21 protein-coding genes are annotated in these 19,930 nt (G+C 71.5%); 10 read left to right on the top strand and 11 right to left on the bottom strand.

Features of this window, described 5'->3' with window-relative positions; all coding sequences use genetic code 11:
* Positions 1–44: 44 nt before the first annotated feature.
* On the bottom strand, positions 45–782 hold the full coding sequence (locus tag ACI3EY_RS08165) for a CHRD domain-containing protein (protein ID WP_405040093.1): 738 nt from the start codon (positions 780–782) through the stop codon (positions 45–47).
* A gap of 175 nt (positions 783–957) precedes the next feature.
* Here ACI3EY_RS08165 and ACI3EY_RS08160 point away from each other — a divergent pair, with 175 nt between their 5' ends.
* The 6 genes from ACI3EY_RS08160 to ACI3EY_RS08135 all read left to right on the top strand — a co-directional run bounded on the left by ACI3EY_RS08160 (position 958) and on the right by ACI3EY_RS08135 (position 7,896).
* Positions 958–1,542 (top strand): sigma-70 family RNA polymerase sigma factor, encoded by a 585-nt coding sequence (locus tag ACI3EY_RS08160; RefSeq protein ID WP_405038828.1) that lies wholly within the window; start codon positions 958–960, stop codon positions 1,540–1,542.
* Positions 1,532–2,341 carry a hypothetical protein gene (locus ACI3EY_RS08155; protein WP_405040092.1) on the top strand — a complete coding sequence of 270 codons (810 nt, stop codon included), beginning with the start codon at positions 1,532–1,534 and terminating at the stop codon, positions 2,339–2,341. Before ACI3EY_RS08160 ends, ACI3EY_RS08155 begins: the two co-directional genes overlap by 11 nt.
* 46 nt (positions 2,342–2,387) lie before the next feature.
* Positions 2,388–3,368 (top strand): DNA polymerase III subunit delta, encoded by a 981-nt coding sequence (holA, locus tag ACI3EY_RS08150; protein WP_405038826.1) that lies wholly within the window; start codon positions 2,388–2,390, stop codon positions 3,366–3,368.
* Positions 3,369–3,554: 186 nt separating this feature from the next.
* On the top strand, positions 3,555–3,821 hold the full coding sequence (gene rpsT, locus ACI3EY_RS08145; RefSeq protein WP_405038825.1) for a 30S ribosomal protein S20: 267 nt from the start codon (positions 3,555–3,557) through the stop codon (positions 3,819–3,821).
* Positions 3,822–4,042: 221 nt separating this feature from the next.
* Positions 4,043–7,000 carry a leucine--tRNA ligase gene (gene leuS / locus ACI3EY_RS08140; protein ID WP_405040091.1) on the top strand — a complete coding sequence of 986 codons (2,958 nt, stop codon included), beginning with the start codon at positions 4,043–4,045 and terminating at the stop codon, positions 6,998–7,000.
* 5 nt (positions 7,001–7,005) lie between these two features.
* The gene (locus ACI3EY_RS08135) at positions 7,006–7,896 is read left to right on the top strand and encodes a DegV family protein (protein WP_405040090.1); all 891 of its coding nucleotides are present in this window, start codon (positions 7,006–7,008) and stop codon (positions 7,894–7,896) included.
* Positions 7,897–7,935: 39 nt separating this feature from the next.
* Here ACI3EY_RS08135 and ACI3EY_RS08130 read toward each other — a convergent pair whose 3' ends face one another.
* On the bottom strand, positions 7,936–9,303 hold the full coding sequence (locus tag ACI3EY_RS08130) for a patatin-like phospholipase family protein (protein ID WP_405038822.1): 1,368 nt from the start codon (positions 9,301–9,303) through the stop codon (positions 7,936–7,938).
* Between the two features lie 109 nt (positions 9,304–9,412).
* Between ACI3EY_RS08130 and ACI3EY_RS08125 the strand changes: the two genes are divergently transcribed.
* Positions 9,413–10,357 carry a LysR family transcriptional regulator gene (locus ACI3EY_RS08125; RefSeq protein WP_405040089.1) on the top strand — a complete coding sequence of 315 codons (945 nt, stop codon included), beginning with the start codon at positions 9,413–9,415 and terminating at the stop codon, positions 10,355–10,357.
* A gap of 15 nt (positions 10,358–10,372) precedes the next feature.
* On the opposite strand, the gene ACI3EY_RS08120 is transcribed toward ACI3EY_RS08125, so the two are convergent.
* Together ACI3EY_RS08120 and ACI3EY_RS08115 are read right to left on the bottom strand one after the other, a co-directional pair.
* Positions 10,373–11,959 (bottom strand): ComEC/Rec2 family competence protein, encoded by a 1,587-nt coding sequence (locus tag ACI3EY_RS08120; RefSeq protein WP_405040088.1) that lies wholly within the window; start codon positions 11,957–11,959, stop codon positions 10,373–10,375.
* Between the two features lie 31 nt (positions 11,960–11,990).
* Positions 11,991–12,671 carry a hypothetical protein gene (locus ACI3EY_RS08115; protein WP_405040087.1) on the bottom strand — a complete coding sequence of 227 codons (681 nt, stop codon included), beginning with the start codon at positions 12,669–12,671 and terminating at the stop codon, positions 11,991–11,993.
* 101 nt (positions 12,672–12,772) lie between these two features.
* Between ACI3EY_RS08115 and ACI3EY_RS08110 the strand changes: the two genes are divergently transcribed.
* Positions 12,773–13,387 carry a hypothetical protein gene (locus ACI3EY_RS08110; protein WP_405040086.1) on the top strand — a complete coding sequence of 205 codons (615 nt, stop codon included), beginning with the start codon at positions 12,773–12,775 and terminating at the stop codon, positions 13,385–13,387.
* Between the two features lie 142 nt (positions 13,388–13,529).
* Here ACI3EY_RS08110 and ACI3EY_RS08105 read toward each other — a convergent pair whose 3' ends face one another.
* From ACI3EY_RS08105 to ACI3EY_RS08085, 5 genes are all read right to left on the bottom strand, one after another.
* Positions 13,530–15,212, bottom strand: coding sequence for a heparinase II/III domain-containing protein (locus ACI3EY_RS08105; RefSeq protein ID WP_405040085.1), 1,683 nt, complete (start codon positions 15,210–15,212; stop codon positions 13,530–13,532).
* Positions 15,213–15,571: 359 nt separating this feature from the next.
* On the bottom strand, positions 15,572–15,961 hold the full coding sequence (locus ACI3EY_RS08100; RefSeq protein ID WP_405040084.1) for a hypothetical protein: 390 nt from the start codon (positions 15,959–15,961) through the stop codon (positions 15,572–15,574).
* A gap of 2 nt (positions 15,962–15,963) precedes the next feature.
* Positions 15,964–17,139: a peptidoglycan recognition protein family protein gene (locus tag ACI3EY_RS08095; RefSeq protein ID WP_405040083.1), complete on the bottom strand. Its 1,176-nt coding sequence runs from the start codon at positions 17,137–17,139 to the stop codon at positions 15,964–15,966.
* A 62-nt stretch (positions 17,140–17,201) separates the two neighbouring features.
* A complete protein-coding gene (locus ACI3EY_RS08090) occupies positions 17,202–17,561 on the bottom strand; it encodes a hypothetical protein (RefSeq protein WP_405040082.1) in 360 nt (119 codons plus the stop codon).
* Positions 17,558–17,800: a hypothetical protein gene (locus ACI3EY_RS08085; RefSeq protein ID WP_405040081.1), complete on the bottom strand. Its 243-nt coding sequence runs from the start codon at positions 17,798–17,800 to the stop codon at positions 17,558–17,560. The genes ACI3EY_RS08090 and ACI3EY_RS08085 overlap by 4 nt, the downstream gene beginning before the upstream one ends.
* 256 nt (positions 17,801–18,056) lie before the next feature.
* Between ACI3EY_RS08085 and ACI3EY_RS08080 the strand changes: the two genes are divergently transcribed.
* The gene (locus tag ACI3EY_RS08080; RefSeq protein ID WP_405040080.1) at positions 18,057–18,284 is read left to right on the top strand and encodes a hypothetical protein; all 228 of its coding nucleotides are present in this window, start codon (positions 18,057–18,059) and stop codon (positions 18,282–18,284) included.
* Between the two features lie 9 nt (positions 18,285–18,293).
* On the top strand, positions 18,294–18,503 hold the full coding sequence (locus tag ACI3EY_RS08075; protein ID WP_405040079.1) for a hypothetical protein: 210 nt from the start codon (positions 18,294–18,296) through the stop codon (positions 18,501–18,503).
* Between the two features lie 11 nt (positions 18,504–18,514).
* Here ACI3EY_RS08075 and ACI3EY_RS08070 read toward each other — a convergent pair whose 3' ends face one another.
* A complete protein-coding gene (locus ACI3EY_RS08070) occupies positions 18,515–19,744 on the bottom strand; it encodes a hypothetical protein (RefSeq protein WP_405040078.1) in 1,230 nt (409 codons plus the stop codon).
* Entirely contained in the window at positions 19,741–19,929 is a 189-nt protein-coding gene (locus ACI3EY_RS08065; RefSeq protein WP_405040077.1) for a hypothetical protein, read from the bottom strand. Before ACI3EY_RS08065 ends, ACI3EY_RS08070 begins: the two co-directional genes overlap by 4 nt.
* Between the last annotated feature and the right edge of the window lies 1 nt (position 19,930).

Genomic DNA, 19,930 nt, shown 5'->3' with positions numbered 1-19,930 from the left:
ACGGGGCACGGACGCCCCTGGACGTGCGGGTCGAGGGGTGCGCCTCAGGCACCGGTCTGACGGCGGGCCACCACAGCACCCGCACCGAGCAGGCCCAGGGCGACGGCACCGATGCCGACCCCGGTCAGGGCGGGGTTGATGCCGCCGGAACGCTCGGCGGTCCCGCCGAAGCCGGTCTCGACGCCACCGACCGGGATGGACTCCAGCTGGCCACGGACGGCACCGGGCAGGAAGTCCGCGGTGTGGGTGTCCGCGGAGAAGCCGGCCGGGTTGGCCTCGATCTCGGCGAGCGAGAAGCCCTCGCCGGTGTCGTTGCCGTCATCACCCTCGAGGCCGGTGGTGAACGGGCCCTGGAAGCAGCCGGAGCTGGTCCGGACGTCGCCCTCGCCCATCGGGTTGGGGAAGGCCAGCCGGGGCGGGCCACCCTCGCCGAGGTCGGCCTGGTGGATGTGGGTGGCCGTCTTGGCCGGGCTCTCGTACTCGCCGGTGACACCGGTGGTCTCGATGTCGTAGCAGATGATCTCCTCGTCCGAGTTGATCATGAAGGTGAAGGTGCCCATCGCGCCTTCGGGGCCGGGCGCCGGGTTGCCGTCGGCGTCGACGACGGCCTCGGGGGTGGCGGTGGCGGTGAAGGCGGAGGTGAAGGAGTCGGGGCGGTCGACCTCGGTCTCGGCGGACGCGGGGGCGGCCACGGCTCCGGCGAGCGCAAGTGCGCCGGCGGCGCCGAGGGCGGCGCGGCGACCCACCCGGCTCGGCTTCGTGCTGCTGGTGACAGTGCTCATGAGTGCTCCGTTTCTCGTCTGGCCCCGGTCCAGGACCGGGCTGTGCAGGGGTGTACGCCGGGACGTGCCGGGGCGTTCACCACGGATCGGACGACATCGTCTGAAAGGATGGTCTGAACGTCGGCGTCCCTGCCGACGTATCCCTCTGGTACTACTCACAGAGGGGTCGTGCCAGATGATTCAGCACAGCCCCGCTCCACCTGGACTGGCGCTGCTGGGCCCCCGGGAGGCGAGGACCCTGACGGAGCACGGTGAGTTCGACGTCCGACGTGCGTTCCACGAGCACGGGCAGGTGATCCTTGGGTTCGCGGTCAACGCGCTCGAGGACCGGCATGCCGCGGAGGACTGTCTGCAGGAGACGTTGGTGCGGGCATGGCGGGCACGAGACCGCTACAGCGCCGAGCGTGGGTCGGAGCGGACCTGGTTGATGTCGATCGCGCGGAACGTCGTCATCGACACCCACCGGGCGCGGGTCCGGCGGCCGGCACAGCCGCACGCCGAGCTGCCCGAGCCCCCGTCCACGGCGGTCCCGGGCGTGGACGCCGGGGTGGTCGACCGGGTCACCCTGATGTCCGGGCTGGCCCAGCTGAGCCGGGAGCACCGCGAGGTGGTGGTGGCCGTGCACCTGCACGGTCTGAGGTACGAGGAGCTGACCCGGGTCACGGGTGTGCCGGTCGGCACGCTGCGGAGCCGGATGTACTACGCCCTGCGCGCGTTGCGCGGGATCGTCGGAGAGGAGGTCGAGGAGCATGGACGCTGAGCAGCGACGGGCCGAGCTGGTGCTGGCGGCCGCCGAGGGCACCCTCGACGACGCCGGGCGCGCTCTCCTGGACGAGCTGAGGGCGCAGGACCCGGGCGTGGACGAGGAGGTCGTCGCGCTGCGCGCGACCCTGGACAGGATCCGGCGCCCGGGAGCCGGCTGGGACGAGTCGGCGATGGACCTGGTGCCGGACGCCGGTCTGCTGGACACGGTCCTGGCCCGGACAGAGGGCGAGGACGTCGACGGTGGCGAGAAGGACAACGGCGACGGTGACGACGACGCGAAGGACCAGGACGACGCCCGGCTGCGACTGGTGAGGCCCCCGCAGGAGCCTTCGCAGCCACGGCAGGACCGGCCGCCGCAGCCCGGACGGCGAGGGCTTCTGCTGGGCCTGGCCGCGGCCGGTCTGGTCGCGACCGGTGCCGTCGGCAGCGACGTGCTCCGCCGGGCACGCCCGGACACCCCCACCGGCCCGCCCGGGACGCTGGGGGCTCTGGAGCCCCTGTCGATGAGCGCCACCGGGACCGGCGCCCGGATCGAGGCCGGGTTGATCGCGCATACCTGGGGCACCGAGACGGTGCTGGTCGTGGACGGCGCGGACCCGGGCGCCCGGTACGAGCTCGTGCTGCTGACCGCGGACGGCACCCGGGTCCCCTCGGGGGGCTTCGTGGGCACCGCCGCGCCGCTGGACTGCGAGATGAACGCGGCGGTGCTGCGCGAGGACGCCACCGAGATCCGGATCCTCGGGCCGGACGGCACGACCTGGAGCGGGGCCGCGCTGCCCGCCGTCAGCACCTGAGCGGCGTCGAGGACCTGCTGTCGGTGACCCGTGGCAGGCTGGGCGCATGAACAGCGCGAGCCTGCCGACCCTGGTCCTGGTCACCGGGCCCGAGGAGCTGCGCGCCGAGCGGGCGGTGGACGAGGTGCTGGACACCGTCCGGGAGCAGCAGCCGGAGGCGGAGGTGGTGCGGGTCCGGGCCGCCGGGTACCAGGCCGGGGACCTCCTGGTGCACGCCGGCCCGAGCCTGTTCGGCGGGTGGACGGTGCTGGTGGTGCACGACGTGGACGAGGCCGACGACGCCCTGATCGAGGACCTCGGCCGGTACCTGGACCAGCCGGCGGACGAGCTCACCCTGGTGGTGCGGCACCGCTCGGGCAACCGGGGCAAGCGGGTGCTGGACCGGTTGCGCAAGGACGGGGCGCGGGTCGTGGAGGCCAAGGCGGTCAAGACCGAGGCGGACAAGCACGACTTCGTGGTCAAGGAGTTCTCCGCCGCGCGGCGTCGGATCGCGCCCGAGGCCGTCGGTGCCCTGGTGCTGGCGGTCGGCAAGGACCTGCGCGAGCTCGCCTCCGCCTGCAGCCAGCTGATGCGGGATGTCGAGGGGATGGTGGAGGTCGGCGACGTCACCACCTACTACGGCGAACGGGTCGAGACCACAGGGTTCCGGGTCGCGGAGGCGGCGCTGGCCGGTGACGAGGCCCGGGCGATGGCGCTGCTGCGGCACGCCATGCTCGGCGGCCTGGACCCGGTGCCGATCGTGGCGGTGCTCGCCATGCAGCTGAGGCAGGTCGGCAAGGTGGCCTCGGCGGGTCGCGGGGGCTCGGCCCAGATCGCCCGGGACCTGGGGATGGCCCCGTGGCAGGTGGACGCCGCCCGCCGGAGCAGCAAGGGCTGGGACGGCCCGCGGCTGGGTGCCGCCATCCAGGCCGTGGCCCAGGCCGACGTCGACGTGAAGGGTGGCGTCCGGACCGAGGCCGCGGTCCGCAGCCCGGAGCACGCGGTCGAGCGGGCCGTCCTGGCGGTCTGCCGTCACCGGCACGGCTGAGCGGACTTGGGCACAGCGCCTCCCGCTGCTACCGTTGTCCTTTGCGTGCCCGCCGGTCGTGCGTGCACGCACAGCAGCATCCGTGCTCAAGGTCGTCGCCACGGCATTCCCCACGCCTCGTCCGACCGCGGAGCCCGACCCTCGCCTCACGACACCCGAGAAATCACTGACGCAGGAAGAAGCTACGTGGCAAACATCAAGTCGCAGATCAAGCGCGTGAAGACCAACGCCCAGCGCACCGAGCGCAACCGGGCGCACAAGTCGGAGCTGCGCACCTTCATCCGCCGGTTCCGCGTGGCCGCGGACAGCGGTGAGGTCGCCCCGGCGAAGGACGCCCTCAAGGTGGCCTCCAAGAAGCTGGACAAGGCCGTCTCCAAGGGCGTCATCCACGCCAACCAGGCCGCCAACAAGAAGTCGGCGATGGCCAGGAGGCTCAACGCGATCGGTTCCTGAGACCGAGCACGCCCCTCGCTGACGCGAGGTCGGGGGCGCCCACCGCACCGCGGGAGGGCGCCCTCTGCGCTACCATGTGGGCACGATGACGACCCGCCACGCCCTCCTTGCCCAGCCGCGCTGACAGCACCTGACCCAGCGCGGCGAACCCCTCCTGCGAGAGGGGCTTTTTTGTGCACGGAACCCTGGGACGCCGAGACGACGAAGGACGAGAAGAGACGATGAGCGAGCGCACCCCCGAGCACCGCTACACCGCCGAGCTGGCCGGTGCGATCGAGCGCCGGTGGCAGGACCGGTGGGAGGCCGCCGACGAGTTCGCCTCGGCCAACCCGGCCGGCCCCTCGGCACGCCCCGAGGACCCGCGTCTGCAGCCGGGTCGGGAGCACCGGGTCGTCATGGACATGTTCCCCTACCCCTCCGGTGCCGGTATGCACGTGGGCCACCCGCTGGGCTACGTCGCCACCGACGTGCACGCCCGCTTCCTGCGCACCACCGGCGCGAACGTCCTCTACGCCATGGGCTTCGACGCCTTCGGTCTGCCCGCCGAGCACTACGCGGTGCAGACCGGGCAGCACCCCCGGGTCACCACCGAGGCGGCGATGGCCACCTACCGGCGGCAGTGGCGGATGATCGGCCTGTCGCACGAGCCGGACCGCAGCTTCGCCACCATCGACCCCGACTACTACCGCTGGACCCAGTGGATCTTCCAGCAGGTCCACGACTCCTGGTACGACCCGGAGGCCCCCGCCCGGGAGGGCTCGGGACAGGGCTCGCCCGGACGGGCCCGCCCGATCGGCGAGCTCGTCGAGGAGTTCGAGACCGGGGCGCGCCCCACCCCCGACGGCCGGCCCTGGGCGGACCTGGACCGGGTGCAGCGGGCCGAGGTGCTGCAGGCATACCGGCTGGCCTACGTCTCCTCCGCCCCGGTGAACTGGTGCCCCGGCCTGGGCACCGTGCTCGCCAACGAGGAGGTGACCGCGGACGGCAAGTCCGAGCGTGGTGACTTCCCGGTCTTCAAGCGGAACCTGAGCCAGTGGATGATGCGGATCACCCGGTATGCCGACCGGCTGGTCGACGACCTCGACCGGCTGGACTGGCCGGAGAAGGTGCGGCTCATGCAGCGCAACTGGATCGGCCGGTCCACCGGTGCCCAGGTGCGCTTCCCGGTGGCCGGCGCAGGGAGTGAGGAGGACGCGGGCGGACCGGGTGCGGGGCAGGCCCCTGCCGTCGAGGTGTTCACCACCCGGCCGGACACCCTCTTCGGGGCCACCTTCATGGTGCTGGCCCCGGAGCACCCGCTGCTGGAGCAGATCCTGCCGGAGCAGTGGCCCCAGGGCACCGACCCGGCCTGGACCGCGGGTGCGGCGGACCCGCGGACGGCGGTGAGCGCATACCAGCGTCAGGCCGCGGGCCGCAGCGACATCGAGCGGCAGGCCGAGGGCCGGACCAAGTCCGGTGTCTTCACCGGCGCCTTCGCCACGAACCCGGCCACCGGGACCCCGATCCCGGTGTTCATCGCGGACTACGTGCTGATGGGCTACGGCACCGGCGCGATCATGGCCGTCCCCGGCCAGGACCAGCGGGACTGGGACTTCGCGACGGCCTTTGGCCTGCCGATCGTGAGGACCGTGCAGCCCACCCCGGAGCACCCGGAGGACGAGGCGTTCACCGGGCAGGGTCCGGCCATCAACTCGGCCAACGACCGGATCAGCCTGGACGGCCTCGGCGTCGAGGAGGCCAAGGAGGCGATGATCGCCTGGCTGGAGCGGGTCGGCGCGGGGGAGCCGACGGTGACCTACCGGCTGCGCGACTGGCTGTTCAGCCGGCAGCGGTACTGGGGGGAGCCTTTCCCGATCGTCTGGGACGAGGACGGGGTGGCGCACCCGGTGCCCGAGGACCAGCTGCCGGTGACCCTGCCCGAGGTGCCGGACTACGCGCCGCGCACCTTCGACCCGCAGGACGCCGACAGCGAGCCCGAGGCGCCGCTGGCGCGGGCGCGTGAGTGGGTCGAGACGACGATGGACCTGGGCGACGACCGGGGTCCGGTGCCGGTGCGCCGGGAGACCAACACGATGCCCAACTGGGCCGGCTCCTGCTGGTACTACCTGCGCTACCTCGACCCCCGCAACGACGCGGCCCCGGTCGACCCGGCGGTCGAGGAGTACTGGATCGGCCCCCGCGAGCAGACCGTCGCCGGTGCGCCCGAGGGGGCCACCGACCCCGGCGGCGTCGACCTCTACGTCGGCGGGGTGGAGCACGCGGTGCTGCACCTGCTGTACGCCCGGTTCTGGCACAAGGTGCTCTTCGACCTGGGGCACGTCTCCAGCGAGGAGCCGTTCCGCCGGCTGATCAACCAGGGCATGATCGAGGCCTACGTCTACCGGGACGCCCGCGGTTTCGCGGTGCCCGCGGCCGAGGTCGAGGAGCACACGTCCTCCGACGGCGGCCCGTCCACCTTCTCCTGGGAGGGCCAGCCGGTCACCCAGGAGTACGGGAAGATGGGCAAGTCGCTGAAGAACGTCGTCACCCCGGACGAGATGGTGGAGCAGTACGGCGCCGACACCTTCCGGGTGTACGAGATGTCGATGGGCCCGCTGGAGCAGTACCGGCCCTGGGAGACCCGCGCCGTCGTCGGCAGCCAGCGCTTCCTGCAGCGGCTGTGGCGCAACGTGGTCGACGAGGAGACCGGCGAGGTCACCGTCACCGACGAGCCGATGAGCCCGGACGTGGCCAAGGCCGTGCACCGGACCATCGACCAGGTGGCCGCGGACTACGTTGGGCTGCGGTTCAACACGGCGATCGCCCGGATGATCGAGCTGAACAACCTGCTGACCAAGCTGGACCGGGTGCCCCGCGCGGCGGCCGAGCCGCTGGTGCAGCTGGTGGCCCCGGTGGCGCCGCACCTGGCCGCGGAGCTGTGGGAGCGGCTGGGTCGTCAGGACCTGACCTACACGTCCTTCCCGGAGGCCGACCCGGCGCTGCTGGTGGAGGACACGGTCACCGCGGTGGTGCAGGTCCGGGGCAAGGTGCGCGACCGGCTGGAGGTGCCGGCCGACATCACCGAGTCGGACCTGGAGGCGTTGGCCCTGGCGAGCGAGAAGGTCCGGCAGTTCCTGGACGGGGCGCCGGTGCGCAAGGTCGTCGTGCGCGCCCCCGGCCTGGTCAACATCGTCGTCTGAGGGCGGTGGACGTGGCAGCCACGGCCCCCGCCGGCCGGCAGCGGGTGGCGCTGGTCACCGACGGCGGTGCCTGCGTGCCCGATGGGCCGGGGCTGGCCGTGACGCCGCTGCACGTGCTGGTCGGGGAACGGCGCGGCGCCCGCTCGCGGGAGATCACGCCCGGCGAGCTGGTGGACATCATGCGCGCGGGGCGGGAACGCGTCTCCACCAGCGGTGTCTCGCCGGGTGAGCTGGTCGCCGCCTACCGCGACCTGGCGTCCCGCACCGGCTGCCGCTCCGTCGTCTCGGCCCACCTCTCCGGCCGGGTCAGCGGGACCGTCGAGGCCGCCCGTCAGGCGGCCGCCGTGGTGGCCGACGAGCTGGACGTGCGGGTGCTGGACTCCGGCACCTTCGGGATGGCCCTGGGCTGGGCGGTGCAGGACGGTGCCGCGCTGGCCGCCGGTGGCGGGACCGTCGAGGAGGTCCTCCACCTCGTCCGGCGACGGGCCGCGTCCTGCCGGACCTGGTTCTACCTGGACACCCTGGAGCACCTGCGCCGGGGTGGCCGGGTCGGGCGCGTCCAGGCGGTCGTCGGCTCGGCGCTGGCGATCAAGCCGCTGCTGACGATCACCGACGGGGAGGTCGCGGTCGCCGAACGGGTGCGCACCCGGTCCCGGGCGCTGGCCCGGCTGGTCGACCTCGGGGTGGCGGCCTGCGACACGATCGTCGAGCGGGGCGGCACGGCCAGGGTCGCGGTGCACCAGCTGGACGCGATCGCCGGTGCCGACCAGGTGGCGGCCGACGTGTCGTCCCGGACCGGGGTGGTGCCGACGGTGGTGGAGCTGGACCCGGGTATGGGGGTGCACGCCGGGCCGGGGACGCTCGGGCTGGTGGTCGGCGAGGTCGGCGAGAGGTGACGGGTGAGGCCGTGCACGGGGCGAAGGGGCGAGGGCCCCTCAGCGTCGCCCGAGGGCGGTGATGCGGGCCGAGTCCCGCAGCTCGCTCACCGCGTCCTCGCCTCGGGCCACCTCGGGGTGCGGTGCCCGTAGCGGCGCGTCCAGGGCGATGACCCCGGGACAGTGGCGGCGCACGGAGGCGTCGGCGACCAGGTAGCCGTGCCGCTCCAGCACCCGCTGCTCGCCCCGGCTGAAAGCGTCCAGGTCGGTGCGCACCGCGTTGATGGTCGCCACGACGTCCGCCGAGTAGGCCGCCGGACGGTCACCGGTCCGCGCCCGGGCCGCCTGCTCGGGGTGGTCGCCGTCCCGGGTGGTCGGTCGCATACCGTCCGGGGACTCCAGCGACCAGGTGGCGCCCTGCAGCACGCCCGCGGCGAAGCTGGCCCGCAGCCAGCGCAGGCGCGCCGTCTGCCCACCGCTGGAGGCGATCGCCAGCAGGTGCCACAACCGGCTCAGGCCGGCCCCGGCGTCCCGGCTGCGCAGGGCGCGTCCTGCGTCGCTGACCAGGACGTTCGCGTGGTCGGACCAGACCGGCTCCAGGCCCAGGTTGTCGTAGACGCCGCCGTCCGCGAGCTGGATCCGGCGACGGACGGACTCCCGCACCGCAGCGGGCTCGTCCGGGTCCGGCACGCCCCCGCTGAGCCCCAGCAGGTCGCCGTCCAGCTGCAACGGCGCGAAGAACGGGGGATAGGCGCAGGAGGCCACCACAGCGTCGACGATCCGCAGCCCCGGCGGCGGGGCGGCATACCCCAGCCGGTGGTCCCCGACCTGGCCTCGGGGCGCCCACGACCGGGCGTCGGCGAAGAGCCAGGAGACGCCGTACCCGATCTCGGTGGCGCCGGTGAGCACGACCGGTCCACCCCGCCGGTGCTCACGCAGGTCGGTGCCCCACCAGGGGACCAGGCGCTCCAGCTGGTCGGTGAGCCCCTGCACGCCGGCGTCCGGGCGGGCCCAGCCTCCGGGCCGGAACCGGGACAGCAGGACGGGGGTGCGCAGGTTGCGGGAGGTCAGCCGCAGCAGCGGCTCCGCGACCAGCTCGGACAGGCCGCCGACCCGGGCGGGCGGGCCGTCCGGGTCCGGCCACTCCAGGTCGGGGTGGGTGAGCAGGTTCGCGACGAGGGCACCGCCGGAGACGGCGCTGATGGTGCGCAGCCGGCCCAGCACGCCCAGCTCGTCGAGGCGACGGACCGCGCCCAGGTGGAAGAGGGAGGCGCGGAACCCGCCCCCGGAGAGGCAGAGCGCGGTCCCGCGTCGGTCGCGTCGGGCGGAGGGGCCGTGGTGGGCGGTGGCGCGGGCCGCCTCGAGTTGGGCGAGGGTCGGGTCACCGAGGGGCAGGGGCGAGGGAACATGCGCACGCAACGTCTGCACGGGACCACTGCAGCGGGTGGGGGTGTCGGGCAGGTGAACATGGGCGCCGTGCACGGCGTCGGGAGGATGACGTCTCGGCCCGGGGACCCGGCCCACTATGCTGGCCGACATGCTGGACGCTGCGGGGTTGCGGGTGATGCGGGCGATCGCGGAGCAGGGGTCGTTCACCGCGGCGGCGACGTCGTTGGGCTACACCCAGCCCGCCGTGTCGCAGATGGTGCGGCGGTTGGAGCAGCGGGCGGGCACGGTCCTCGTCGAGCGGATCGGCCGGACGGTGCGGCTGACCGAGGCCGGGCAGCTGCTGGCCACCCGTGCTGCCGACATCCTGGACCGGCTGGACGCCGCCGAGGCGGAGATGACGGCGATCGCGGGCCTGCAGGCGGGGCGGGTGCGGCTGATGGCCTTCCCCTCCTCCTCGGCGACGCTGGTGCCGCGGGCGCTGGCCCGGTTGCGGGAGAGCCACCCGGCGGTCACCGTGCAGTTCAGCGAGGCCGAGCCGCCGGAGTCGCTGGCCGCGGTGCGGGCCGGCAGCGTCGACCTGGCCGTCGCTTTCGCGTACGAGGGGACCGACGCGGGACGCGGTGAGGACGACCTGTCCGGTCTCGTCGTGCTGGACGTGCTGGTCGACCCGGTGATGCTGGTGCTGCCGCGCGAGCACGAGCTCGCCGGGCAGGACGAGGTCGACCTGGCAGACCTCTCGGCGGACCGGTGGATCGCCGGGTGCCCGCGGTGCCGAGGGCACCTGCTCAGCCTGGCGCACGGTGCCGGCTTCGACCCGGACGTCACCTTCGAGACCGAGGACTACGTCGCCGTGCTCGGGTTGGTGGCAGCAGGCCTGGGTGTGGCGCTGGTGCCGCAGCTCATCCTCAGCACGGTCTCGCACCCCGACGTGGTCATCCGCCCCATCTCGCCGCCGTCGCGGCGGACCGTGCAGGTCGTCACCACACCGGACCTGCGCAAGGTCCCCTCGGTGGCCGCTACCCTGTCCGCCCTGTGCGCCAGCGCACGGGAGCTCGGCGGGCACGGGGCAGGAGAGCACGTCCCCGCGCCGTAACGAAGCGTCCTTGGCTCACTCGCGGGCGTGCGGGACCAGCCGTCCCAGCTCGTCCCGGGCGACCGCGACGTCCCCGTGCAGGTCGGTCCTGAGCACGACGGCACCGATCTCCTGCAGCAGGCCAAGCGCACTGGGCGCGGGATGGCCGAAGGTGTTGTCGGCGCCGACCCCGATGAGCGCGATCGTGGGGTCGAGTTGCCGGGTCAGCACCTCGTCCTGGGCGGCGGAGCCGTGGTGGGCCACCTTGAGCACGTCGACCTCCCGGCCCCTCAGCAGCGCGCGCAGCGGCCGCGCCCCCTCCGGCTCCAGGTCCCCGGTGAGCAGGACGCTGGTCCCCGCCACCTCGACGTCCAGCACGACGCTGCTGTTGTTCGCGTCGTCCAGGCCGGGCGGCAGCGGTGACGCCGGGGCGAGGACCCGGACCCGCGCCTGGCCCCAGGCGCCGTGCTCACCGGCCCGCGCCGTCCGCACCGGTATGCCCGCGGCCGCCAGCTGCGCGCGTGTCCGCCGGGCGTTCTCCGGCGGGTCCGCGAGCGGGCTGACCAGCACGGACTCGACCTCGGTCGAGCCGAGGACACCGGACAGGCCACCGACGTGGTCGGCGTGGAAGTGGGTCAGCACCAGCAGCTCCACCACGTCCACGTCGAGGTCGCGCAGGCAGCGCGACGCGGCGGCCGGGTCCGGCCCGGTGTCGACCATCACCGCGGTCCCCGGACCGCTGCGCAGCACGAAGGCGTCCCCCTGCCCGACGTCGCAACCGGCGACCACCCACCCGGGCGGGGGCCAGCCGCGCACGCCCGGGACGGGTGCCACGAGGACCACCCCGACGAGCGACAGCGCCGCCACCGCCCACGGATGACCACGGGCCCGGGCCAACCACCAGGGACCGGTGAGCAGGGCGGCCACGGTGAGCGCGGTCAGCAGCCACGCCCCCGCGACGCCGTCGACCCAGTCGAGCGTCCCGTACGGGAGACGCGAGCACACCCGGGCCACCCGGGCGATGACCCAGGCGGGCAACGCCGCCGCCCAGGCGAGAGCGGTCGCCGCCGGCAGCCACAGCGGCGCGACCACCGCGGACGCGACCCCGAGGACCGTGGTCGGCGGCACCAACGGTGCGGCCAGCACGTTGGCCAGCACGGCGACGGTGGTCACGCTGCCCTGCAGCAGCACGATGACGGGGGCGCAGATCACCTGGGCGGCCAACGGGACCGCCGCGGCCCGTGCCGGCAGCTCCGCCCAGCGGGGCAGTCGGTCCGCCATCCACAGACCCCAGGGCCGGGCCCAGAGCACCAGCCCCAGGGTGGCCAGCGCGGACAGTGCGAAGCCGTAGGAGCGGGCCAACCACGGGTCCACGCACAGCAGGAGGGTGACCGCGGCGCCGAGCGCGGGGAGCGTCGCGCGCTGCCGGCCGGAGGTCAGCGCGAGCAGGCCGACCGTCCCCATCACCCCGGCCCGCAGCACCGACGGCTCCGGACGGCAGAGCAGGACGAAGCCCACCAGGGCCAGCAGCACGACGGGGGTCCGCCACCGGCGGGGCAGCCCGCAGCGGGCGGCCAGCAGCGCGACCCCGCCGACGACGATCGCGACGTTGCTGCCGAGCAACGATGTAAGGGAAGTGTAGTCCGAACAAACTCTAGTTTGAGAGCTTGTTGAGCTCCGTTCCTAGTGTCTTGGTTGTCTCCAAGAACTCGTAGGCCACCTGGCGTACCGCAACCTCGACAGGGTTACCCGTGAAGGGGCGGGTTCCTCCTTGATCTTCGAACGACCAGCCCAGGCCATTTTGGTGGACCATACGTTCGTAGGCGTCATCGAGGTGAGGATCGACGTGGGCACCGCCTTCCTTGTGGGCCAGGGAGCTAACGAGTTCCCACCGCGACCACGAGTGGTCGTCCACCTTCATGACAGGTCCGTTCCACCACTTCTCGTAGGGGACCAAGCCGAAATCGAAAGGTCCGCCTCCAAGCAGGGGAACGTACTTGCCATCGGCTGAGCCGTCGCCAAGCGACGTGCCTCGGAGCATTACGAGCCCGAGGGTGCTTATCAAGTTGGCTGGGTCCACGGGCCCCGCTGTGTCAAGAAATGTGCAATTCTTCTTGATTCCCAACTGGCCCAATATGGAGTGAGAACTCTTCGTGTCGTGCAAGAGCACCCTCAAGGAGACGGCTAGGCGCTTGGCCTCTGCTGAGTAGCCAGCATCGAAGGAAGCGGATGACGCCTGCAAAAATTGCACCGTCTCACGATAGGATTCAAGTACGCGATCTCGATCGCGTGCGATTTTTCGTTGCTCTACCTTGGCGCGTGATGCTCGACCCATGCGGTGATACTACGGACGCGGCGGGCCCAACCAGTGCTCGGGCCGAGGCCGGCCGAACACTGCGCCCGCTCTGGCTCGATCTCGTCGTTGGAAGGGCTGGGGTGGACGAGAAGGTCCTGAGACAGAGTGGCTCGAATTCCGTGGGAAGAGGCAGCATGAAGAGCAGGGTTCTGTTGGCCATCGCCGCTGCAGCAGTGGTGGCGGGGTGTTCGGGCGAGCCAAGCACGACCGTCGAGACCGTGACGGAGACCGCCACCGTCACCGTCACCGAGACGGTCACCGAAACCTTGACGGAGACCGCCACGGCGACCGTCACAGTGGAGGCCACTGCAGCGGCCGAGCCGACGTCGACAGAAGAGGACGGCCAGGAAGAGGAGCCCGCGGCCGCTGAGCGGACGACGCCGGTCGTAGCCGAGGATGACCCGAACTACGACGTCTACGAGCTGCTGGCGGCCAACGAAGGGGCTGAGTGGTACCAGCAGGTGCGGGGGGCGACCCGTGACGCGAACCTGCTGGAGGTGGAGACGTCTATCACCGACCCTAGGGGCACATCCGGCAGCGCGGAGGCGCGGGCGGCGCTGGAGGTGTGTGAGGCAGCGGTGACCTACATGGAGGCCACGGGTGAGAGCGAGCCCACGGTGCGGGTTCTGGAGTCGGATGGGTCCACGTTCGTGGTCCGGGCCGGCGTGTCCGGGTCGAACTGTACCGAGGCGTGAGCCCGGACGCACGAAACCGCCCCCACCCTCCCGGAGGAGAGTGGGGGCGTTCGTGGTGCAGGGGCGCCTACTTGCGGTCCTCCCAAGAGACGACGGCCCGCGGGGGCACGAGGGCCATGTCACCGACGAGCGGGAAGGTCTCTCAGGACTGCCGCACGACGAGTTCTCCGTCCGTCACCTTGATCCGCCACCGTGCCCCGCCGCGCACCAGATCGAGGCTCGTGGTGCCCGTGGTCGCGACGTGACTGCTGACCACCCCCAACGGGTTCCCAGCTTGAGGTACGAGCAGCGTCACGAGGCGAGGTGATCGTGCCCGTGACTCCGCCGTGATCCGAGCGCTCGGTTGCATCGTCTTCCACCTGGTCCCGATCCACGCGTCGTGGGACCGGTCGTCAGCGAGCCGGTGTGAGAGTGCGGTTCCCCGACCCAACCAGTACATCGTGAACTGCGCGCGTGCGCCGGCGAGGCGGTACCCGTTGTCGAGGACACGCACCTTGGTGTCGAGCTCGACGTGCCAGTGCTGGCGGATGGGGGCGCCGGCGGCGGGGTCTGCGGTGTCGATGACGAGCCACGCGTCGGGGCCGGTGAGGTAGATGACACGGCGGCGGACGTCGGCGTCGCCGTAGCCGTGGTCGAGGAGGGTGAAGTCGTGGGCGTCGTCGCTGACGTGCTGGGCGACGATCTCGACGGGCGCGTTGTCGTCGTGGTCGACGCCAGGCAGGAAGGCGACGTTGTGCGCCTCGCGGGACTTGAGGTACCTGACCTCCGGGGAGCCGGCCTGGTAGCTGTGGAAGCCGGAGTCGGTCAGCCAGCGTTGGCCGGCGGCGTAGATGTGGACACTGCCGCGGTCCTGGTGTGCGTGGCCGCGGTGGTGGATGCCGTGACGGATGACGGTGTGGGACTCCTGGTCGAGCGGCTTCTTCTCGCCCCACCCGCTGCGGGAAAGGATGTAGCCGCGGTCGAGCACGACGACACGCTCACTGGGCGTCTTGCCGCTTCGGCCGCCCGTGGCGGCGTACTCGGTCGCTTCTCCGAGACGTGGGGCAACCTTGCCTCGCACGGTGTCACCGATCTGGGTGATCTCCCCGTTCGGCAGGGTCATGTGCGCCAGGACGTAGGCAGCCCGGTCCAGGCGGTGCTGCACATCCTCCGGGGGTGCGATGCCCTCTGCTTCCACACGCCTCCAGCCCAGTGCCCACCACTGGATGTTGAGCTCGTGGTATTTGATCGCGCCCTCGTCGTTGCCGCCTTGCTCGTCGAAGGTGGTGCGGAACTGGGTGCGCATCCGCTCCACGGCCTTGTTGATCGCGTCGGTGTCGCGGAGGGTGGCGCCGAGGACGAGGAGGCCCTGGTGCTGGTGCAGCGCGTGGTTTTTCTGGACGATGTGCTTGTCGTCCATCAGCCAGTCCCGGTGGTACTTGAGCAGCTCGACGAACCATTCGTCCTCGGGGCCGACGAGAGGCGCGCCGAGGCAGAACTGGATCGCGCGGGTGCCGTCGGCCATGTCCTTCCAGGCAAAGTCGGACGGCGACTCCTCGGCGGGGATGTTGGTTTCGGCCCAGGACCGGGCGACGTACAGCCACTCACCGCGTGCGTCATTGACCCCGTCGAGCGCGGCCCACCGGATGGGGTTGAGCCAGCGCAGGGTGTGATGCTGGAAGCGCCAGTTGCGGTCCTCGAACGGGTCTGCTGCCCAGTTGGTGAACTCTCCCGTCCACACGGGTTGAGGGGGCAGCCGCAGCTGGCCGGCTCGGTAGGAGTCGAGCAGGCTGTCTAGGTTCTTGGGCCGTTGGAAGACTGCTCCGAAGGCTTGCCGTGTGCTCACGTCGGCATCGAGGTCGGCGACGGTTACGGCTGGTGCTTGGGGCATCCGCCCAACCTACCTGGACGCACGAAAGTGCCCCGCCCAGCGCGAGGCTGGGCGGGGGCACTCGTGGTGCTGGGGCTACTTGCGGTCCTCCCAGGAGACGACGGCCTGCGCGGGGGTGGCCGCGACGGTCATGCCACCGGCGAAGGCGAGGGCCGCGAGGGCGGCCGCTGCGATGCGCTTGGTCATGGGGTTCACCTCCCCTCGGCGGTAGTCGGGGTGGTGGGGTTCAGCTGGCCCAGAGGATCGGGCCCAGTAGCTGGACGAGCAGGATCCCGACCAGGGCGCAGACGACGAAGAGCGCGACGTCGAGCCAGTCAGCTCGTCGCACCGTCGTCCCGGTACGCCCCACCCTGGGCGTGGTCCGCGATGCCGTCGCCGTCGAGGTCGAGGTGGCGGCCACTTGCGTCGTCCTGGCCGACGAGGTCGGCGGCGGGGCCGTTGACGATGCGCCGGTCACCGTCGGCGTAGAGCGCGACGTCCTGGACCGGCACAACCTTGCCCTCGAGCACGGGCATGAGGGTCTGGGATACGACGCTCGTGACGAGCACCACCACCGCGGCGACCAGGGCCACGGTCGGGTGGTCGTTCAGCGCGCCGATGCCACCGACGCCGGCGGCGATGCCGTTGATGGTGTTGACGACCGCGCCGGCGACCCGCACGGGCCGGGGCTTGGTCGCGGGCATCTCCTGGTAGGTGGCGGCCATGATCAGACCGCCTCGGGGGTGTTGGTGGCGGCGCTGGAGAGGCGGGCGCCGAGCAGTTGGGCGATGTCCTCGGCCGAGGCTCCGGCACCGGAGTCCTTGACCGCCTGGAGAACGTCCTCGCGCAGGGCGTCGGCCATCGCGGTGCCGACGACCGTCGGGTCCATCTGTTGGCCCTGGAGGGCCTTGAGCACCTGCTGGAGCAGCACGGTGTTCGCGGCCGCCCTGCGGTTGCCGAAGGCGGGGTAGGCGCCGAGTTGGCTGACCTCGCCCGTCACCGGGTCGGGGTAGGGGTACTCCGCGATCTGCTTGGCCGTCGGCTTGGCCTCGACGGCCTGCCGCAGCTTCCTCATCTCGTCGAGCATGGTCATGCTGTCCTCCAGATGTGCGAGTAGGGACTTGCTGGGTGTGGTGGTGCCGCCTGTGAAGCCGTAGTCCTCGGCGTAGGTACCGGCCGCCGCCTGCGACAGGGGCCCGAAGGCGCCGTCCTCGGCGAGGGTCTTGCCGTAGAGCGCGTTGTAGCCGCGCTGGAAGGTGCGGGCCTCGGTGGTGATCGGCACGCTGGGCGGTGGCTGCGGTGCCGGGGTGGGCGGCGTGACCGGGGTGGTGACGTGGCCCTTCTCGTACCGGGCGGCGAGGGCGTTGATCTCACCGATCCGCGCGTACGCCTTGTTGCCCGGGCAGGACGTGGAGAAGCCGGTGTCGCGGTGGCCACCGTTGAGGCGTGCGTTGACGAGGGCACCCTCGCGCTTGAGCTGCACAAGGAGCCGGGCGATCGCGTCGACCTGCTGGTCGGTCAGGTCCTGGATGTCGGTGTTCCCCGGGACTGCGATGCCGAGGCCGTAGGTGTTGTACCCGGCGGTGTGGCTGGAGGCGCGGTTGATGCCGTGGCCCTGGTAGGCGCGGCCGGAGGGGAACACGACGTAGGAGTAGGAGATCCCGGCGCCAGCGGGTCGGGTCCAGCCGGTGTCGGCGTACTTGAACCGGTCGTAGCCGATGCGGTCGATGAGCCGCATCTCCTGCCGCTCTCGGGCCGTGGTCGCGTTCGCGGGCAGGTTGTTGGTGACGGCGTGGTGCAGCCATGCGGTGGTCGCGGGCAGGTCTCGGATTCGCCAGCCGAGTCCGTAGGCAGACCCCCAGTTGGGTCGCATGACGACGTTGATGAGTGCCTTGCTGGCCATGGGCCCTCCTGGGCATGGGTGTGGGCCCCACCAGGCGGCAGGGCTCCTCGGGGTGGGGTGGGTCAGGTGGTCTGTGCGTCCAGCTGGTCGAGGCGTCGGCGCTCGGCGCGGTGGCGGCGCAGGATCTCCAGGACGCGGCGTTCGATGCGCGGCGGGGGCGGGTCGGCGCCGGCTTCCTGCCAGTCCTCCTGCTCGGTGAGGGCGTCCACGAGCATGTGGGTGTCCTCTTCGAGCATCCGCAGCCGGCGGGTCTGCGACTGGATCAGGTCGCCCTTCTCGGCGTCCGAGGCCTCGAGCTTCATCACCCGGTTCGAGAGGGCGTCGTAGGGGGTGGCGCGGCGCTGGATGATGGCCACCCAGATCGCGGCGAGGGCGGTGATGATGACGCCGGCGACGGTGGCGATGGGGCCGAACCAGCTCATGCGTCCCCCCTGACCGCCCGGTCCTCCCGGGTGAGGTATGCCGCGGTGACGACGATGCCGACCATGGCCAGGTGCAGGCCGGCGTAGTAGTAGCCGCCGCGTATACCGCTCCCTGGGCCCTCGTCGAGGTAGATGACCCACGCCCACAGGTAGGACAGGGCCCGGATCACTGGGCCGACGATGAGCAGGGCGACGGTGGCCCAGGCGCCGCGGCGGGTGATAAGCGTCCACAACGCCATCGCTGCAGGGACACCCCAGATGAGTGCACCAACCGATCCCGGGATACGGGTGTGCCAGGCGTATGGGTTAGACCCACCGATGCCATCGGCGACCCCGGCGGCCATGAGGGCCCAGACGAAGACACACGTGAGGAGTGCGGGCATCCGGGCCGGGTGCGGGTGGACTGGCTGTGTGGTGGTCACGTGGCCTCCTGGATGGGTGGCTGAGCGGCCGCGCAGGGCGGCCGGGCATGCGAGGTCAACTAGGGTCGACGCCATGGCTTTCGAGTGGACCCCTGATGAAGTCAGGGCGGCGATGAGCACGTGCACCCCGCAGATCGACGAGACGGGTGACCAGTACCCGTACTGCACGACCCACCAGACGTTCATGGACCTGGAAGAAAACTGTCCGGTGGTGTTGGACATTCTCGATGCGCTGGAACCAGCGGCAGCGAAAGGGCCTAGCGGGGTTTCAGCGCAGGTGGTTGAGGTCAGCAAGGGCTAGGGTCGGCCGATGGACAAAGAGGCCGCGCAGCTCGAAGTGGAAACAGCTCTCGACGAGCGAGCGATCCCTGGGGTGGATGCCTATGACACCGAGCGGGTGATGGCTGACCTGGGTCAGCGGCTCGGTGAGGATTGGGCCTCGGTGGCCGCACTCGCTCGCGGTGACGATGCCACCTTCTGGGACGTGGCAGACGCTCACTCCTACCGCCTCCGGGACTAGAGTTCTGCGACTCAGGCGGTCAGTAGGACGACGCTCTCGAGCGTCGGACAGGTCGTGTTGCGCAGCATCGACACCTCGATCTCGACACCCCACCGTCCGGCGAGAGCAGCGAGCGGCTCGATGACGAGGTCGAATTCGCCGTTGCCCCCGGCGTGCATCAAGGTCATCTTGCTGTCGCTCATCGAGTGGGACGACACCACTGCCGAGCTGGCGGGCGACAGCGACGAACGGCCGAGCAGGCCATAGAAGTGCTTCTGCAGTGACTGGGCACCGGTGGAACCGGTCTGTGCGCCGTAGGTCGCCTTCAGGAAGATGTAGCCGTCCTGGGGGCCACGGAAGCGCAGCTGCAACCGCTGACCCGAGGTGATGTCGGAGTTGATCCCCGTGACGCTGGAGGTGACGTGGTACGTCTTGCGCCGGGGCGAGTCGTCGCCGATCGAGTCTGCGCGCAGGAGCCCGGGCTCGGCGGCCGTGCCGATCTTGCCGCCGTGGTCGTGGGACATGATTCCGCCGGAGTCAGTGCTGCGGTCGGTGTCGCCGGTCGGCTGGGTGCCGGAGGTCGCGAGGATGCCACCCCAGCGAGCGCCGAGGCCGAAGGTGTTGTTCGTGCCGGTGTTGTTGCGCGAGAAGATCCGCGACAGGTAGTTGGACCGCAGCCCATACCGCTTCCCGCCGAAGTCTGATTCCCTCACCATCACGTTCGAGCCGTAGTCAGCGAGCAAGCCGATGCACCCCTCGATGCCCTTCTCGACCGCGGCGTTGGACTCGGACAGGACGTTGGCGACCTCCACCATCGGACACCGGTAGAAGCGCCACGAGGCGCCCGCCGCTGTCTTCAGGGTCGTCGTCATGTTCCGGATCTCCAGGTGTCCCAAGACCGAGTCGCACCGCAGGGACAGGATCTTGTGGGCGTCGCGGTCCTCCGTGGATCCCAGGAGCAGGACCTGTCCGAGCACCACCCGGTGGTCGAGGGTCACCGCCTCGTCCCAGACTCCCGGTAGGAGCGTGACGGTGTAGAGGTGCCCGGAGCGGACGACGTCGGGCACCATCGACAGCGCCTTGCTGACGGTCCGGAACGGGGCGTGCTGCGCACCCGACGCGGTATCGCTACCGGTCGGCGACACCCAGAACGACGTCGTGGTGGTCGAGGCCGAGGGCATGATCTCGCCCAGGCGGCCGATGATCTTGGGTGGGAGGTCACCCGCGGGGGTTGCCTTGGGGATGATGGTGTGAAGGCTCACGGTGCTCCTTCCAGCAGGGCGTCGGGATCGCCGCCGGCGTCGAGGTACTCGCGACGCATGTCCGCTATCTGCTGGGGCAGGGCGGCGACGCGGGCCCGGCGCTCCTGCTCGACGAGGATGGCGCGGCGGTGCTCGTCGAGCTTCTCGTCGGACCAGTCGCGGTAGTAGGCGTTCAGCTCGTCCATG

The sequence above is a fragment of the Serinicoccus shuyuelongi genome, assembly GCF_045032955.1.
Classification (GTDB): Bacteria; Actinomycetota; Actinomycetes; order Actinomycetales; family Dermatophilaceae; genus Ornithinicoccus.
This window is presented reverse-complemented; position numbering and strand designations above follow the sequence as displayed.

Coding starts and splice junctions, on each gene's coding strand:
- ACI3EY_RS08165 (WP_405040093.1), bottom strand. CDS start 782: ATGAGCACTGTCACCAGCAGCACGAAGCCGAGCCGGGTGGGTCGCCGC.
- ACI3EY_RS08160 (WP_405038828.1), top strand. CDS start 958: ATGATTCAGCACAGCCCCGCTCCACCTGGACTGGCGCTGCTGGGCCCC.
- ACI3EY_RS08155 (WP_405040092.1), top strand. CDS start 1,532: ATGGACGCTGAGCAGCGACGGGCCGAGCTGGTGCTGGCGGCCGCCGAG.
- holA (WP_405038826.1), top strand. CDS start 2,388: ATGAACAGCGCGAGCCTGCCGACCCTGGTCCTGGTCACCGGGCCCGAG.
- leuS (WP_405040091.1), top strand. CDS start 4,043: ATGAGCGAGCGCACCCCCGAGCACCGCTACACCGCCGAGCTGGCCGGT.
- ACI3EY_RS08125 (WP_405040089.1), top strand. CDS start 9,413: ATGCTGGACGCTGCGGGGTTGCGGGTGATGCGGGCGATCGCGGAGCAG.
- ACI3EY_RS08115 (WP_405040087.1), bottom strand. CDS start 12,671: ATGGGTCGAGCATCACGCGCCAAGGTAGAGCAACGAAAAATCGCACGC.
- ACI3EY_RS08100 (WP_405040084.1), bottom strand. CDS start 15,961: ATGGCCGCCACCTACCAGGAGATGCCCGCGACCAAGCCCCGGCCCGTG.
- ACI3EY_RS08095 (WP_405040083.1), bottom strand. CDS start 17,139: ATGGCCAGCAAGGCACTCATCAACGTCGTCATGCGACCCAACTGGGGG.
- ACI3EY_RS08090 (WP_405040082.1), bottom strand. CDS start 17,561: ATGAGCTGGTTCGGCCCCATCGCCACCGTCGCCGGCGTCATCATCACC.
- ACI3EY_RS08085 (WP_405040081.1), bottom strand. CDS start 17,800: ATGGCGTTGTGGACGCTTATCACCCGCCGCGGCGCCTGGGCCACCGTC.
- ACI3EY_RS08080 (WP_405040080.1), top strand. CDS start 18,057: ATGGCTTTCGAGTGGACCCCTGATGAAGTCAGGGCGGCGATGAGCACG.
- ACI3EY_RS08075 (WP_405040079.1), top strand. CDS start 18,294: ATGGACAAAGAGGCCGCGCAGCTCGAAGTGGAAACAGCTCTCGACGAG.
- ACI3EY_RS08065 (WP_405040077.1), bottom strand. CDS start 19,929: ATGGACGAGCTGAACGCCTACTACCGCGACTGGTCCGACGAGAAGCTC.